The 15,540-nt window shown below is 60.6% G+C and carries 11 protein-coding genes and 3 tRNA genes; 7 read left to right on the top strand and 7 right to left on the bottom strand.

Features of this window, described 5'->3' with window-relative positions:
* Together DXC52_RS06940 and DXC52_RS06935 are read right to left on the bottom strand one after the other, a co-directional pair.
* Positions 1-527, bottom strand: a 527-nt coding sequence (locus DXC52_RS06940) for an HD domain-containing protein (protein ID WP_117746676.1), incomplete at its 3' end; no start/stop codon positions are given.
* Between the two features lie 108 nt (positions 528-635).
* Entirely contained in the window at positions 636-1,121 is a 486-nt protein-coding gene (locus tag DXC52_RS06935; protein ID WP_035137233.1) for a CarD family transcriptional regulator, read from the bottom strand.
* Positions 1,122-1,463: 342 nt separating this feature from the next.
* On the opposite strand from DXC52_RS06935, the gene argS reads away from it, so the two are divergent.
* The 4 genes from argS (at position 1,464) to DXC52_RS06915 (ending at position 8,590) form a co-directional block, all read left to right on the top strand.
* A complete protein-coding gene (argS, locus tag DXC52_RS06930) occupies positions 1,464-3,317 on the top strand; it encodes an arginine--tRNA ligase (RefSeq protein ID WP_035137232.1) in 1,854 nt (617 codons plus the stop codon).
* Positions 3,318-4,116: 799 nt separating this feature from the next.
* On the top strand, positions 4,117-6,420 hold the full coding sequence (gene rho, locus DXC52_RS06925) for a transcription termination factor Rho (protein WP_233504898.1): 2,304 nt from the start codon (positions 4,117-4,119) through the stop codon (positions 6,418-6,420).
* Positions 6,421-6,732: 312 nt separating this feature from the next.
* Positions 6,733-8,133: a hypothetical protein gene (locus DXC52_RS06920; protein WP_117746675.1), complete on the top strand. Its 1,401-nt coding sequence runs from the start codon at positions 6,733-6,735 to the stop codon at positions 8,131-8,133.
* Between the two features lie 7 nt (positions 8,134-8,140).
* Positions 8,141-8,590 carry a VanZ family protein gene (locus DXC52_RS06915; protein WP_117746674.1) on the top strand — a complete coding sequence of 150 codons (450 nt, stop codon included), beginning with the start codon at positions 8,141-8,143 and terminating at the stop codon, positions 8,588-8,590.
* A gap of 114 nt (positions 8,591-8,704) precedes the next feature.
* Here the strand turns inward: DXC52_RS06915 and DXC52_RS06910 are convergent, their stop codons facing one another.
* Together DXC52_RS06910 and DXC52_RS06905 are read right to left on the bottom strand one after the other, a co-directional pair.
* Entirely contained in the window at positions 8,705-9,595 is an 891-nt protein-coding gene (locus tag DXC52_RS06910) for an ROK family protein (RefSeq protein WP_117746673.1), read from the bottom strand.
* 140 nt (positions 9,596-9,735) lie between these two features.
* A complete protein-coding gene (locus DXC52_RS06905) occupies positions 9,736-10,917 on the bottom strand; it encodes a pyridoxal phosphate-dependent aminotransferase (RefSeq protein WP_117746672.1) in 1,182 nt (393 codons plus the stop codon).
* A gap of 166 nt (positions 10,918-11,083) precedes the next feature.
* Between DXC52_RS06905 and DXC52_RS06900 the strand changes: the two genes are divergently transcribed.
* From DXC52_RS06900 to DXC52_RS06890, 3 genes are all read left to right on the top strand, one after another.
* Positions 11,084-11,160 (top strand) — tRNA-His (locus DXC52_RS06900).
* Positions 11,161-11,182: 22 nt separating this feature from the next.
* Positions 11,183-11,258: transfer RNA gene (locus tag DXC52_RS06895), tRNA-Lys, on the top strand.
* 43 nt (positions 11,259-11,301) lie between these two features.
* A tRNA-Lys gene (locus DXC52_RS06890) sits at positions 11,302-11,377 on the top strand.
* A 391-nt stretch (positions 11,378-11,768) separates the two neighbouring features.
* Here DXC52_RS06890 and DXC52_RS06885 read toward each other — a convergent pair.
* The 3 genes from DXC52_RS06885 to DXC52_RS06875 form a co-directional block, all read right to left on the bottom strand.
* Entirely contained in the window at positions 11,769-13,295 is a 1,527-nt protein-coding gene (locus tag DXC52_RS06885; RefSeq protein ID WP_117746671.1) for an FAD-dependent oxidoreductase, read from the bottom strand.
* A gap of 256 nt (positions 13,296-13,551) precedes the next feature.
* Positions 13,552-14,556 carry a GGGtGRT protein gene (locus DXC52_RS06880; protein WP_006235553.1) on the bottom strand — a complete coding sequence of 335 codons (1,005 nt, stop codon included), beginning with the start codon at positions 14,554-14,556 and terminating at the stop codon, positions 13,552-13,554.
* A gap of 18 nt (positions 14,557-14,574) precedes the next feature.
* Positions 14,575-15,309 (bottom strand): iron-sulfur cluster assembly scaffold protein, encoded by a 735-nt coding sequence (locus tag DXC52_RS06875; RefSeq protein WP_006235554.1) that lies wholly within the window; start codon positions 15,307-15,309, stop codon positions 14,575-14,577.
* Positions 15,310-15,540: the final 231 nt, after the last annotated feature.

Raw genomic sequence — 15,540 nt, 5'->3', positions numbered from 1 at the left:
AGCTCCCAGCCGAGCATCTCGGCGCCCTGCGAAATCACGTCGCGCGAGCAGCCGGCGGCAAAGCGTTTGTCCTTGAACTTCTTCTTGAGCGACTTAGTCGTAAAGTCCATAACGCTCTTGCTCGGGCGCATGATGACGGCAGCGCCGATCAGGCCGGTGAGCTCATCGCAGGCAAACAGGATCTTTTCCATCTGCAGCTCGGGCTTGGGTAGTGAGGTGTTGAAGTCCGACGTGTGCGTCTGGATGGCGCGAATGAGCTCGGGAGACGCACCTTCGCCCTCAAGAATCTCGGCAGCATAGATGGTGTGGTTAATGGGGTCGTCCTCATGCTCCTCCCAATCCAGGTCGTGCAGCAGACCGACGATGCCCCAAAACTCCTCGTTCTCGGGGTCGAACTCGCGCGCAAAGTAGCGCATAGTGCCCTCGACTGTCTCGCCATGGGTGATGTGGAACGGGTCCTTGTTGTGCTCGTTGAGCAGTTCGAACGCGCGGTCGCGGGTGATTCCGGCGGTAAGCGGCTCTGCCATAGGAGACTCCTTGTGCTCGTGGGTATCGATAAGAATGAATACTACTAGAACAAGAAAACCACCACAAAGGTGCCTGTCCCCTTTGTGGTGGTTTTTGGCGCGGATGGGTTAGTTGAGGGCGGCTTGGGCTAGGCGGGCTTCGGCGTCCTCCTCGGTGACGCCCAAGGCCACAGCGAACTCCTCGATGGAGCGGCGTTTGGCCTCCTTGAGTACGCGCATGTAGTAGGAGCTGGGTTTTTTATCAGCTTCCTCGGCCAGGCGAATGCGGTGCATCATGGTTTTTGCCACGCGGACCGTCTCGGGCGCGCCCAGCTTGAGCTGCTGCTTAAAGTGTGTCTCCTCAAGTGAGCTGTTGCGCTCGGTAAAGGTGTCGCACTCCAGCTCGTCATAGTGGCTCAGCAAGTGCTCGGCATCTTGCTGCGAGATGGCGGCGTGCAAACGGTCGGCCTGCGCCACGGGGTACATGAGGATCGTCTGCGCATGTCCCTGCTTGGTCTCGAGCAGCAGCATGGGCTGCGGTGTGTCGTCCCTAAAACCGACGACGGTGCAGACTCCCTGGCCCGGATGAATGACGTGTTGACCGATTGAGAACATGCTACCTCCAACTTATACGAATTTACGTATGTCTAGAATAACACGCTGACGTGCGCAAACCGTTACTTTATGCAGGAAAAGCACACAACTCTGATAGGTAAGAGTATTCGATAACAGACGCAGCTCATTCACACCTTTACGCATTTTCAACGCCTGCATAATCTGCAGGCAGACCGGCATCTTTGAGTGACTCCATACAAGCTGTAGTCATTTTTGTGCATATGCAATATCTATTGGCTTTACCCTGCGACAGTGCCCGTCGCTTGTGATAGAGTGCTACAAACTCTGGCTTTTGCCCTACGAGTGACCAAGAGCTCGGGGGCTTTAACACAAGGAGGATCTATGCCCGAGAAGATTGAAGAGCTGGTACGCGCTGCGCTTGCTGCGGCCCAGGAGGCCGGCGACCTTTCCGCATTTGAACTTGACGATTGCGCTATCGAGCGACCGGCTGACACTTCTCATGGCGAGTGGACCTCTACCATGGCCCTGAAGTCCGCCAAGCTGGCCCACTGCGCCCCGCGCAAGATCGCCGAGGCCATCGTTGCCCATATGCCCGAGGACCCCGCGATCGAGAAGGTCGAGATCGCAGGCCCCGGCTTCATCAACTTCTACCTCTCCGTTGCCGTCAAGAATGCCATCTTTGGCGAGGCTCGCGAGAAGGGTATGGACTTCGCTAAGTCCAACGTCGGTGGTGGCCTGAAGACCCAGGTTGAGTTCGTTTCCGCCAACCCAGTTGGCCCCATGCACATCGGCCACGGCCGCTGGGCCGCGCTGGGCGACTCGCTCTGCCGCGTTATGGACCACGCCGGTTACGACATCCAGCGTGAGTTCTACATCAACGACCACGGCTCTCAGATGAACACCTTCGGCAACTCCATCAGCACGCGCTATATGCAGCTTGCCGACATCATCGCCAAGCAGGGTGTGGATATCGACGAGGCTCACAAGCTGCTGATCGCAGACCGCGACGCCTTTGTTGCCGACGAGAACGACGAGCACCCCGAGACCCATCCGTACCAGGACAACTTTGCCGAGACTCTGGGCAAGGACTCCTACGGCGGCGACTACATCATCGACGAGGCCGCCGAGTTCTGGCGCACCGACGGCGATAAGTGGGTCAACGCCGATCCGCAGAAGCGCATGGAGAGCTTCCGCGAGCGCGGCTATGTAAAGATGGTCGACAACATGCGCGACCTCTGCCACGCCGTCAATTGCGACTTCGATCGTTGGTTCTCCGAGCGCTCGCTGTATGTGAAGGACACCGAGGGCGAGACCGCCGGCACCTCCGCCGTCGACCGCGCTTTTGAGAAGCTCGACAAGATGGGCTATCTCTACACCAAGGACGGTGCCCTGTGGTTCCGCTCCACCGACCTGGGCGATGACAAGGACCGCGTTCTGATCAAGTCCGACGGCGAGTACACCTACTTCGCCTCCGACGTTGCCTATCACTGGGATAAGTTCCAGCGCGTCGACCACGTCATCGACATCTGGGGCGCCGACCACCACGGCTACATCGAGCGCGTCCGCTGCGTCTGCGATGCCTTGGGTTACCCCGGCAAGTTTGAGGTTCTGCTGGGCCAGCTCGTCAACCTGCTGCGCAACGGCAAGCCCGTCCGTATGTCCAAGCGTAAGGGCACCATGGTGACCCTGCAGGAGCTCGTCGACGAGGTCGGCTCCGACGCTGCCCGTTACACCCTCATCTCCAAGAGCTCCAACCAGATGGTCGACTTCGATATTGAGGCCGTCAAGAAGCGCGACAACTCCAACCCGGTGTACTACGTGCAGTACGCTCACGCCCGCGTGTGCTCCATCCTGCGCCGTGCCGCTGACGTTACGCCCGAGCAGGCTGACGAGATGGGCATGAAGGCCGTCGCCGCCAAGGCTATCGGTGAGAACGTCGATTACTCGCTGCTGACCGACCCGACCGAGCTCGCCCTTTCGCGCAAGCTCAACGAGCTCACCGACCTCATCGCCAGCTGCGCTCGCGACCGCGCCCCGTTCCGTCTGACGCACTTTGCTGAGGAACTCGCCGGCGACTTCCACAGCTTCTACGCTGCCTGTCAGGTGCTGCCGAGCGAGGGCCGTCCCGTCGACCCCGAGCTTTCGCGTGCCCGTCTGGCCGCTTGCGATGCCGTCCGTGTGACGCTCGCCCTGGTGCTCACCCTCGTTGGCGTTTCCGCGCCCGAGCAGATGTAAGCTACGGGTCATTTGACCGTGTAGGTTCGGCTTTGCTGAGCCCTATAAGCCCGATCTCCATGCGGAGGTCGGGCTTTTTGCAAACGCCGACGTATTGACGAATTTGGAACTGCTGGAAATACGAAACTATGCCGGTTTACTACGATGAATATGAGAAATTCCAACCACGCCAGCTTTTCGCAAAAAAGTGCAGGGCATCTACCTGCGGTTTTAGTTCAACAAGTTTCGGAGTGGTCGCGGTTGAGCGATTCATCGTAGTAAACCGCCATAGTTTTGGCGGAGGCAGTCAGATTTGTGGGTGTTAAACCAAAGAGTGCCCCTTTTGACTAGTCGTTTAAGAGCGTTCCCAATGACTAAGTTGCAGGTGGCGGCGGTTGTGTTACACTAACGCTGCGTATATGACGCAATCATCTCGATACAGATCAATGATGTCCGTCGTTTTGAACGGAACTAGACTGTTTAGCCGCCCTGAAGGTTTATGCAGGGAGCATGTGATCACAGGGCTTGAAAAGAAAGTTGAGCAAACACTGTGTCTGATCAACAGCAAGAAAACGAAATAACGACGACGCAAGCCGCTCCCGCTGCACCGGTTGCGTCGGACCAGGTCGCGGCGCCCGCGCATGCCTCGGCTCCTGAGACGCCTAAGGCTGCTTCGACGCCTACGCCTGCAACGGCTGAGAAGGCCGTGCCTGCAACTGGTGAGGAGGCTGCTCCGGCAAAGCCCAAGTGTACGCGCCGCACGGCCAAGCCTGCTGCTGACGGCGAGGAGGTCACCAAGCCCAAGCGCCGTACCACGCGCATGACGCGCGTCAAGCGCACCGTTGCAGCTGACTCCTCGGCGCCGATTTCCGATGAGGTCGCGCAGGCACGTGCGTTGGCGCAGATTAGCGAGGCTCAGGTGGTGCGCGCCCGCCGTCGTGCTGCCGAGCGCGAGGCTGCGGCTCTGACCGAGCTTGCAGCTCCGTCTGTGCCCGAGACGCCTGCCGCCACCGAGACCCCTGTCGCCGACCAGCCGACCGAGAAGCCGGTACCGCGCACACGCCGTCGCACGGCTGCTAAGGCCGAGCAGGTTGCCGATCAGGTAACCCCCGAGCTCACTGAGGCTTCGGTCCGTTCCGCGGCAGGGGAGGGCACATCGCCTGTTGAGCTCGCTGCGCCTGTCGAGGCCAGCGAAGTTCCCGTTGTCGATCCGGCTTTGCGCCCGCACCGTCGCGGTCGCAAGCCCAAGGCCTTCGTCGAGGCAGAGAAGGCCGCAGCCGCAGCTGCAGCCGCTCGGGATGCTGCGGCGACCGCCGAGTCTGCAACCGCCGCCGACGCGCCCGTCCAGGATGCTACGACTTCCGAGGCCGCTCTCGCCGATGTCGAGCCCGCCGACCTCCGTCCCGGTCGCAGCCGTCGCACTGCTGCTAAGCGCACGTCCAAGGCTAAGGCTGCCAAGAAGGTTGCGTCCGAGGATTCCGCCGAGACGACCGCCGATGCATCGACTGACGCCGCCGAGCCCCAGGACGTCGAACAGCCTGCGTCTGAGAAGCCCAAGCGCGGTCGTAAGAAGTCCGCTAAGGCCAAGGCGTCCGAGCAGCAGGCCGAGGCCGAGCTGCAGGGCGATTCCAAGGCCGAGGCCAGCGATGATACTGCGGCTAACGCCGACGCCGCCACAACCGATGGTGCCGCGCCCGCCGAGGCCGAAGACGGCACTCGTTCCAACCGTCGCCAGCACAAGCGCAACGAGGAGCGCAACGATCGCAAGGACGAACGCAACAACGACCGTCGCAACCGTCAGCGCGATCGCAAACAGCGCAACAAGGAGCGCAACGCCGCCCCCACCGAGCCCACGCTTTCGCGTGAGGAGCTCGCGGCCATGAAGGTCGCCGAGCTGCGCGAGAAGGCCAAGGAGTTCGAGATTGAGACGACCGGCAAGAAGAAAGCCGAGCTCGTCGAGGAGATCTACGTCACCGCCGCGAAGGCCGAGGGCTTCCGCGACATCAAGGGCATTCTGCAGATTCGCCCGGACAGCTCCGGCATCATCCACGCCCATGGCTATATGAAGTCCAACGACGACGCCTTCGTGCCCGCCTACCTCATCCGCTCCGCGCGCCTGCGCACGGGCGACGTTATCGAGGGCTCGCTGCGTCCTTCGCGCGGCGGCGACAAGCGCGCCGGCCTCGCCAAAATCACGACCGTCAACGGTCTGGACCCCGAGCAGATTCGCAACCGTCCCAAGTTCGGCGACCTCACCCCGGTCTATCCCAATGAGCCGCTGCGCATGGAGCACGGCAAGGACTCCATTACCGGTCGCGCCATCGACATCGTGTCGCCGATCGGCAAGGGTCAGCGTGGCCTGATCGTGTCCCCGCCCAAGGCCGGCAAGACCACGATCCTCAAGAAGATCTGCCAGTCTATCTCGATTAACAACCCCGAGGTGCACCTCATCTGCCTGCTCGTCGACGAGCGCCCCGAAGAGGTCACCGATATGCAGCGTTCCATCAAGGGCGAGGTTGTGGCGTCGACCTTCGATATGCCCGCCGATAACCACACTCGCGTGGCAGAGCTTGTCATCGAGCGCGCCAAGCGCATCGTGGAGCTGGGCGGCGATGTTGTGGTGGTGCTCGACTCCATCACGCGTCTTGCCCGCGCCTACAACTTGGCGGCGCCCGCCTCAGGCCGCATCCTTTCGGGCGGCGTCGATTCGGCGGCACTGTATCCTCCCAAGCGCTTCCTGGGTGCAGCCCGTAATATCGAGAACGGTGGCTCGCTCACCATCCTGGCCTCTGCCCTCATCGACACCGGTTCCAAGATGGACGAGGTCATCTTTGAGGAGTTCAAGGGCACCGGCAACATGGAGCTTAAGCTCGATCGCGAACTGGCCGACCGCCGCATCTTCCCGGCTATCGACCCCGTTGCCTCCGGTACGCGTAACGAGGACCTGTTGGTCGACGAGCAGATGCGTCCGTTTGTCTTTGGTCTGCGTCGCATTCTTGCCGGCATGAACAACACCGAGCGCGCAGCCGCGTCGTTCATTAAGGGTCTTAAAGGCACCAACACCAACCAGGAGTTCCTGGTGCGTTCGGCCAAAAAGCACAGCGACTACGAGCAGACGTTCTAGGCTGTCATCCACGCGCAGCGATAGCCATCAATGCGATAAAGGGTCGGGGCTTGCGCCTCGGCCCTTTTCCATATCGCGTATCCGCGCTTATTTTTGACCATAAGACTGGCAAGCAGCAGGTTTCCCGTTTCAATCCGACATCGTCGCTTGCAATCGACTGGGCGGTTTCGCATAATAGCTTTTAAGCTTCGCGACGGATAACGCAGATGAAACGAACCATATACCGTTGCTTTGGGGCATAGCCCCGCTTCATCTTCTCTCGCGCAGCCAACTGAATGATGCGATTTGGGTGCTGGAAGATGGGGAGAGCTCATGGCTTCTTCTGATGCAACACAACGAGCAGTCCTTGCCGGACTTTCGTGCGGGATCGGCCTTGCCGCTCCCGTGGTTATGTATGCCGCGACGCTACCGTTTTCGTCGGTGAACGAGACGGTCGTGGCGGGTGCGGTTCCCTTCGCCGTGGGCGCGGTGGCGGGCGTGGGTATCTATGCCGCCTCGCTGGGTATCTCCGAGTACCATGCGCAGCGTGAAGAGCGTCTGTTCCAGCCCGATGCCATGGGCGGTGCCGCCAATCTCAATCAGCATCAAAGCGAGTTTAAGACCGCCTCGATTCCAGCTCAGCAGCAGGATGCGACTCCTTATGCTACCGCTTCTGCTTCTCAGGCTCAGTCGGAGCAGTCTACCTCGGCATTCCTTTCCGGCCTGACTGGTGCGTTCCAGCGCCGTCATACCGATGATGGTGTCCCTACCATCGCTCGAGCCGCAGATGCTATGGACGAGGACGAGGCTTGGTCCATGATCGACAGTATGCTCGACGACGATTCGCCGGTGAGCTGCGACCCTGCACACTCGCGCGACGTCTATCAAGTCGCCATCGACGAGCTCACCAACGGCGGGCAGACCGGCTCCTTCAATCGCGACGACATCGCCGCCGCGGCACGCGCCGTATCTGGCTCCCAGGCCGCCCCTGCGGGCAGCACGGCGGCTTTCGTGGCACTCGTCGCCAACGCGGCAGCCAATAACGCCTACAGTGCTACCTCGGCGGACGCGAACGCTTCTGCCGACAATTCGTACGTTGATGAAGCCATGGCCGCGGACGAGGAGGCCGTTGCCGCCCGCCGTGCCGCCGAAAGCTCACTGTGGGGCGCTCCTGCCCAGCAGCAGGCGGCCGAGGCTGCGCCGTACAATGCAAACCTCGCCAGCATGCCTATCATCTCCGGTGCCGCGGACATCGATCTCGATGACCTCGATGAGCCTGCAGCCATCACCGCATCGATTGATGCCCAAGATCGCATCGACACCGGCGACCTTCCGGACGCCTCGCTCGAGGTTGATGTCCCCATGGCCGATTATTCGGGCCACGAGGACATGTGGGCCGCCGCCACCGCGATTCTGGATGAGATTGACGAGCCCGCTCCTGTTGTAGCGCCCGCTCCCGTCGCTGCCCCTCAGTCTGCTGCCCCCGCCTATGTCGGCCGTCACAGCGCTGTGCTCCCCGAGGATACCGCCCGTATCTCGCGCGAGAGCATCGAGCGGGCCGAGGCTATTGCCGCCGGCATTATGGAAAATCGTCGTCACGAGCGCGTCAATCAGATCCTCGAGGAAGAGATCGAGCGCCTGCAGTCCTCTACCGCCAAGCGTACGGGCCGTGCCTATCTGAGCGTTATCGAGGGCGGTACCGCCAGCTTTGCGCCGCTCCGCGCGGAGGCATAACTTCTGCATGGTTAAGATCAATCGAAAATGGGCGGTCGTGACCTGCCTGATGGCGCTCTTGATCTGGGGCAATTCGCTGGTTCCCGGCTCGGGGTCGGGCTCGCTGAGTCTAACGGTCATGGAAACTATCCGCGGTTTCCTGCACGGCGTGGGACTTCCATATGAATGGGTGACCAACTTCGTTGTTCGCAAGTGCGCGCATTTTACTGAGTATATGGTGCTCGGCATCCTGGCAACGCACGCCTTTGATTTTGAGGGCCGGCGCACCTTTGACGTGCTGCTGCCCACGGCGGTGTTCCTGCTGCTGATTCCTTCGATCGACGAGACGATTCAGCTCTTTGTGCCGGGACGCGCTGGAATGATCACCGATGTGATGATCGACTGCTGTGGAGCGGCAACGGGCGTTGTGCCCCGATATCTCTTACGGTCGCTGATGTGCGCCAAAAAGGCCGCCTAGGACGTATTGTTTGGTCCTAGGCGGCCTTTTTTATTTGAGGGCTTATATGAGGCGTGGTGGCGTCGTTCCGTAGGTCGGATTTGCCGGGCGTGCCACGCCCCGTGGGTGCGTCTGCTACTGAAGCGCCTGTGCGCCCAGGGCCAGGCAGCCCATGATGCCCTGCTTGCCCTCGAGGCTGTTGTTGACGATGTAGTTATCGATGTCGTTGACCTCGGGCGTGACGATATAGCCGTTGAGCATCTCGGCGCACTTCTTGCGCGCGAGCGGCACGATGGGGGTGTGGTCGGCCACGCCGCCGCCGATGATGATCTTTTGCGGCGCGTAGCACAGCGTGTAGGTCATGAGCGCCTGTGCCAGATAGCCGGCGAGCAGGTCCATGGCCTCCGGGTCATCGGCCATGTCTCCGGCGCTCTTGCCATCCCAGCGCTTTTTAACGCCGGGGCCGGCGATGAGGCCCTCGAGGCAGTTGTCGTGGAAGGGGCAGGCGCTATGCTCGCCGATGGTGTCGCGCGGGTCGCGCGTGACCAGGATGTGGCCGGCCTCGGGATGCATCATGCCGTGCACGAGCTTACCGCCCGAGAGCACGCCGGCGCCCACGCCGGTGCCGATGGTCAGGTAGACCACATCGGTAAGGCCCTTGGCGCAACCAAACGTGACCTCGCCTAGGCAGGCGACGTTGACGTCGGTATCGTAGCCGCAGGGGATATTGAGCTCGTTTTGGATAGTGCCCAGCAGGTCAAAGTAGCGCCATGCCGTTTTGGGCGTCTCCAGGATCTTGCCGTATTGGGGCGAGGCGGGGTTGACTGCGGTAGGGCCAAAGGCGCCAATGCCCAGCGCGGCGATGCCCTTGTCGGCAAACCACGCGTTGACGGCCTCGACGGTCTCCTGCGGGGTCGTGGTCGCGATCTGCTCACGCTCCAGGACCGTGCCGTCTGCATAGCCCGTGGCGCAGACCATCTTGGTGCCGCCGGCCTCGAGCGCTCCGATAAGCTGCTGCTCTGCCATAATATTCCTCTCTCTGGGACGAGTTGCTCCGTGACTAAAGTATAGAGCTCAAACCATTTAAGAAAGCGCTATAGAAAGAAGCCTCGCAACGCGGCGGGCGGTGCGAGGCTTCTTTGGTTGCTTTAGTTGCCGGGCCGTCCTTACCCGCGCGGCTTGATTTTATCACGTAGCGACTTGAGGTTCTCCAGTGCCGCGTTAAGCGTCTCGTCTCGCTTGGCAAAGTGGAAACGAATCAGATGGTTGACGGGCTCGCGGAAGAAGCTCGAGCCGGGCACTGCGCCCACGCCCACTTTAGACGCGAGGTCCTCACAGAATTCGAGGTCGCTGTCATAGCCAAACTCTGAGATGTCCATCATGACGTAGTAGGCGCCCTGCGGCACGTTATGCTCAAGACCGATACTGTCGAGTCCCTGGCAGAACAGGTCGCGTTTGGCGGTATAGAGGTCAAGGACCTCATCGTAATAGCTGTCGTCGAAGTTGAGGGCGGTGACGACAGCTTCCTGCAGGGGAGCGGCGGCGCCCACGGTGAGGAAGTCGTGGACCTTCTTGATGCGCTCGGTGATCTCGGCAGGGGCGATGGTGTAGCCCAGGCGCCAGCCGGTGATGGAGTAGGTCTTGGACAGCGAGCTGCAGCTGATGGTGCGCTCAAACATGCCGGGCAGCGTGGCCATATAGACGTGCTCGTGGGGCGCGTAGACGATGTGCTCGTAGACCTCGTCGGTGATGCAGTAGGTGTCGTACTTTTTGCAGAGGTCGGCGATAAAGGTGAGCTCCTCGCGTGTAAAGACCTTGCCGCAGGGGTTGGAAGGGTTGCACAGGACGATTGCCTTGGGGTCGTTGTCGCGGAAGGCCGCCTCGAGGACCTCACGGTCGAAGTCAAAGGTGGGCGGGTTGAGCGGCACATAGATGGGCTCGGCCCCCGAGAGAATGGTGTCTGCGCCGTAGTTCTCGTAGAACGGCGAGAAAATGACAACCTTGTCGCCGGGGTTCGTGACCGTCATCATGGCGGCCATCATGGCCTCAGTTGAGCCGCAGGTGATCACGATGTTCTCATTGGGGTTGATCGGCATGCCCATAAAATGCTCCTGCTTGGCAGCAAGCGCCTCGCGCATGGCCAGGGAGCCCCAGGTGATGGAGTACTGATGGTAGAGCGGCTTGGGGTCGGTGGCGATGGTGCCCAGGCTATTGAGCAGCTGCGCCGGAGGATCGAAGTCAGGGAAGCCCTGCGAGAGGTTGACGGCGCCGTACTTATTGGAGATGCGCGTCATGCGGCGGATGACCGAATCGGTAAATGTCGCCGTGCGGTTGGAGAGTTCTTTCATGCTTGTCCTTTCGAGCATTTGCAGTGGGGCAAGTTTACTCCTATGAAACCGGTGGGAAATGCTCGAAATGGATCCGAAAAACTCTTTTCAAAATTCTTGAAAATTGGGGGTTGCATCACGTGGCGTTCCTTGCAATAATAGTCGAGCGCGAAGCGCATAGGACACGGTGGGTGTAGCTCAGTTGGCTAGAGCGACGGGTTGTGGTCCCGTAGGTCGAGGGTTCGAGTCCCTTTACCCACCCCAGTTCTTGCTTCGTGTTGATATCGGGTCGTTAGCTCAGTTGGTAGAGCAGGGGACTCTTAATCCCAAGGTCCAGGGTTCGACCCCCTGACGGCCCACCACACGATATCTCCTCTAAAGTCCGTCATAACGGACTTTAGCTTTGGGTCGTTAGCTCAGTTGGTAGAGCAGGGGACTCTTAATCCCAAGGTCCAGGGTTCGACCCCCTGACGGCCCACCAAAGCATGTTAAAGCGACTGGCTTAGGCTGGTCGCTTTTTTGTTAACCTCGCATGGGGTCGAACCCGAAAGGGCGCGGAGCTGAGGAAATGCGTAAGCATTTGCCAGCGCAGCGCGCAAGGCGCGAAGCGCCGCAGCGACCGCCTGCACAGCAGGCTGACCCCCTGACGGCCCACCCAAAGCATGTTAAAGCGACTGGCTTAGGCTGGTCGCTTTTTTGTTAACCTCGCATGGGGTCGAACCCGAAAGGGCGCGGAGCTGAGTAATCTGCACCGTGATTCCCTTAGGGAAACACGGCTAAAGCCCCGTAGGCGTGTTCTCCTTAGGGGAATCATGCTTACGGGGCTCGATGCATGTTGAGAAGTTGTGATCAAACTCAAAGTGAGAATCGATTTAGTCTGCTCGATAGTGCGAACCTAAGCTTTCAGTTCGCTTGCGCATGGCTTTGACCATTTCCTGTGCTAGTCGAATCTGCGACTGTAGGCGGGCGAGGGCTGCGATCTCGCTGTCATCGGCATGCGGCTTGCTCAGCGCCATGGCCTTGTCTTGCAGGCTTTCAAGCTGTTGCAGGGCCTCGGATAGGCCTGTTTCGGTCCTGTTGATCATGCAATAGGTGCTCATCGTGTGCCTAAGGCTGTGTGTCAGGCGATCGGCATCTGTTGTGGCAATGCCGTACTGGGGGAGGGTGATATCCGTCTTCAGGGCCGCTTCAGGCTCTTTCTGCGCTGTGAGGGCTGCCGATGCGCCCGCGATACGTCCGAATATGATGCCGTTGGCGCTTGACAAGCCACCAATGCGGTCGGCTCCGTGCATGCCGCCTGTCGCCTCGCCGCAAGCGTAGAGGCCCTCAACGCCCGTGTGCGCGGTCTTATCGATCTTGATGCCGCCGTTAGCAGCGTGGGCATACATCGCAACGCGCATCTCGTCGGTCGGCGCGATGCCGTGCTCGTCTTGCAGCCAGGTGGCAAAGGTCTGCACAAACTCTGGGACATCCTCGCGGGGGAAGTCGTAGTGGAGTGCCAGGCCTTCGACACCTGCCTGATCGATGACGAGATCGATAGCGCGGGAGGCCAAGCGTGACGTGAAGGGACCATATCCAGAGCGCTGCTCGAGCAGGTCGTCCAGCTTGTCGTCGGCAATATCTACCGGCTGGTCTACGTGCATGTAGCGCCAGGTTTTCTCATTGAAGACCAAGTTACGTCTGGGCTCGATGAAGCCGGGCATCATCTGCATGAACTCTATATTAGTAAGTGTTGCGCCGTGCGCCAGCGCGATGGCCTGCGAGGAACTGAGCACATCAGCCGACGTAAGGCTGCGCTCGAACAGGCCGCCTGTGCCACCGGCTGCGATGACCGTGGCCTTGGCAGCAAAGGGCACGATTCGATTTTCGGTAAGGTCGTAGAGTACGGTTCCGGTTATTCTGCCGTTCGTGTCCTCAACAAGGTCGATAAGCTCATGGCGGGGGAGCAGACGAATGCCGAGCGACTCGATCCAGGTCGTCAGAGCGTCCTCAAGGGGCTTGCGGGTGAGGCCGCGCCACATGCGCGTCTTGTGGTCAAAGCAGGGGATAAATTGCTTTTGTTGAGCACTCTTGGCGCTTTGCGGACGCTGGAGCTCAACGCCCAGGTCTTGCTCGAGCCAGTCAATCGCTTGGGGAATGCCGTGGACGAACGCTTGGACGAGTTCGGGGTCGGCAACGCCGCCGCCGACGGCCAGGATGGTGTCGATGAGGTCCTGCTCGTCGTCTTCGTTAACGGGTCCGATAAGCCCTAGGCCCCAGGTTCCGGGGAAGAAGCTCGATCCACTCATAGTCTTGCCGGCGCTTGCCACAGTGACGGTTGCACCCGTGCGTGCCGCTTCGATGGCGGCGCAAAGGCCCGCAATGCCAGATCCAATTACCAGTACATCAGTCGATTCCATCGGATTCCTTTCTCGTCCGGCGCATTGTCGCACGGGTGATCGGCAATGGGGCCGTAAAGACTCGGCAAATCGGTAAAGGGCAAATATGGCAGGTGGGCGTCATGGACGCTCTGACGCTCCATCTCATCACATCTTGTATTTCGCCCCAACTGATATATCGGCATTAGCTACCCTGCGACAGCGCAAACAAAAAGAGCCGCTACCTCGAAAGGTAGCGGCTCCAAAGCTCAACTATATGAGCATCGCGCGGGTGCGATTAGGCCTTGAGGGCCTCCTCGACGGCGACAGCGCAGGCGACGGTGGCACCGACCATGGGGTTGTTGCCCATGCCGATGAGACCCATCATGTCGACGTGCGCAGGCACGGAGGAAGAACCGGCGAACTGGGCGTCGGAGTGCATACGGCCCATGGTGTCGGTCATGCCGTAAGAGGCAGGGCCGGCGCCCATGTTGTCCGGGTGCAGGGTACGGCCAGTGCCGCCACCAGAAGCGACGGAGAAGTACTTCTTGCCAGCCTCGAGGCGCTCCTTCTTGTAGGTGCCAGCGACGGGGTGCTGGAAGCGCGTGGGGTTGGTGGAGTTACCGGTAATCGAGATGTCGACGTTCTCGTGCCACATGATGGCAACGCCCTCGCGGACGTCGTCGGCGCCGTAGCAGTTGACGGCGGCACGGGGACCATCGGAGTAGGGGATGGTCTCGACGACCTTGAGCTCGCCCGTGAAGTAGTCGAACTGGGTCTTCACGTAGGTGAAGCCGTTGATGCGGGCGATGATCTGAGCGGCGTCCTTGCCCAGACCGTTGAGAATAACGCGCAGCGGCTTCTTGCGAGCCTTGTTGGCGTTCAGAGCCAGGCCGATAGCACCCTCAGCGGCAGCGAAGGACTCGTGACCGGCCAGGAAGGCGAAGCACTCGGTGTCGTCGGAGAGCAGCATAGCGCCCAGGTTGCCGTGGCCCAGACCGACCTTGCGGTCCTCGGCGACGGAGCCGGGAACGGTGAAGGCCTGGATGCCCTCGCCGATGATGGCGGCAGCCTCAGAAGCAGACTTGGCGCCACGCTTGACAGCGAGAGCGCAACCGAGGGTGTAGGCCCACTCGGCGTTCTGGAAGGCGATGGACTGGGTGTTGTTGACGATCTCACGCGGGTTGAAGCCCTTGTCGGTGCAGATCTGCAGAGCTTCCTCGAGGGAGGCGATGCCGTTGTCGGCGAGGCACTTGTTGATCTTGTCAGCGCGGCGCTCGTAACCTTCGAACGTAACAGTCATAGTTATTTCCCTCCCTTTCTACTCGTGAACCGGGAACACGCTGGCGACGGAGTGAGTCTCCTCGTCGGTGCGCGGGTCGATGTACTTGGCAGCGTTCTCCCACTGACCATAGTGGCCCATAGCGCCAGCGATGGCCTCCTCGGGGGTCTTGCCGGCCTTGACGGCGTCGGTGAACTTGCCGAGGTTCAGGAACTCGAACGCGATGATCTCGTTCTTGTCGTTGAGAGCCATGCGGGTGACATAGCCCTGAGCGAGCTCGAGGTAACGAGCGCCCTTGGCCTTGGTGCCGAACATGGTGCCGACCTGAGAGCGAAGGCCCTTGCCGAGGTCGTCGAGGGAGGCGCCCACGGGCAGGCCGCCCTCGGAGAACGCGGTCTGGCTGCGGCCGTAAACGATCTGCAGGAAGATCTCGCGCATAGCAACGTTGATGGCGTCGCAGACGAGGTCGGTGTTGAGGGCCTCGAGGATGGTCTTACCGGGAAGGATCTCGGAAGCCATGGCGGCAGAGTGGGTCATGCCCGAGCAGCCGATGGTCTCAACGAGGGCCTCCTCGATGATGCCGTCCTTGACGTTCAGCGTGAGCTTGCAGGCGCCCTGCTGAGGTGCGCACCAACCCACACCGTGCGTAAGACCGGAGATGTCGGAAATCTCCTTAGCCTGGACCCACTTGCCCTCCTCGGGGATGGGTGCGGGGCCGTGGTATGCACCCTTGGCAACGGGGCACATGTTCTCCACTTCCTGTGAGTACTGCATGCCTCTCCTCTCTATCGTGTTGGCGTCCCGTCTGGGGGCCGTGGCTGGCGATTGCCGGGCGACCCTTCGAAAGGGACATGACATGCAGCCCCTATAATACCGCGAAATGCACGGAATATTCGGCGAACGGCTCAGTTTTCGTAGCGAGAAGTCCGGAAGTTTTAATTGAAACGGTTTAACTCTATGTTCTGTGGTCGCGAACTTCCGTAGAGGGGGTCCGTCTTTGGCAAG

Origin of the sequence: Collinsella sp. TF05-9AC (assembly GCF_003438495.1) — a bacterium.
Lineage (GTDB): Bacteria > Actinomycetota > Coriobacteriia > Coriobacteriales > Coriobacteriaceae > Collinsella.
The sequence above is the reverse complement of the archived record's forward strand: the minus strand, read 5'-3'. Positions and strand labels throughout refer to the sequence as shown.

What these genes read in the sequence shown, in the direction of transcription:
- rho (WP_233504898.1), top strand. Translation starts at nt 4,117, where the DNA reads ATGACGCGCGTCAAGCGCACCGTTGCAGCTGACTCCTCGGCGCCGATT.
- DXC52_RS06880 (WP_006235553.1), bottom strand. Translation starts at nt 14,556, where the DNA reads ATGACTGTTACGTTCGAAGGTTACGAGCGCCGCGCTGACAAGATCAAC.
- DXC52_RS06920 (WP_117746675.1), top strand. Translation starts at nt 6,733, where the DNA reads ATGGCTTCTTCTGATGCAACACAACGAGCAGTCCTTGCCGGACTTTCG.
- DXC52_RS06935 (WP_035137233.1), bottom strand. Translation starts at nt 1,121, where the DNA reads ATGTTCTCAATCGGTCAACACGTCATTCATCCGGGCCAGGGAGTCTGC.
- DXC52_RS06885 (WP_117746671.1), bottom strand. Translation starts at nt 13,295, where the DNA reads ATGGAATCGACTGATGTACTGGTAATTGGATCTGGCATTGCGGGCCTT.
- argS (WP_035137232.1), top strand. Translation starts at nt 1,464, where the DNA reads ATGCCCGAGAAGATTGAAGAGCTGGTACGCGCTGCGCTTGCTGCGGCC.
- DXC52_RS06875 (WP_006235554.1), bottom strand. Translation starts at nt 15,309, where the DNA reads ATGCAGTACTCACAGGAAGTGGAGAACATGTGCCCCGTTGCCAAGGGT.
- DXC52_RS06905 (WP_117746672.1), bottom strand. Translation starts at nt 10,917, where the DNA reads ATGAAAGAACTCTCCAACCGCACGGCGACATTTACCGATTCGGTCATC.
- DXC52_RS06910 (WP_117746673.1), bottom strand. Translation starts at nt 9,595, where the DNA reads ATGGCAGAGCAGCAGCTTATCGGAGCGCTCGAGGCCGGCGGCACCAAG.
- DXC52_RS06915 (WP_117746674.1), top strand. Translation starts at nt 8,141, where the DNA reads ATGGTTAAGATCAATCGAAAATGGGCGGTCGTGACCTGCCTGATGGCG.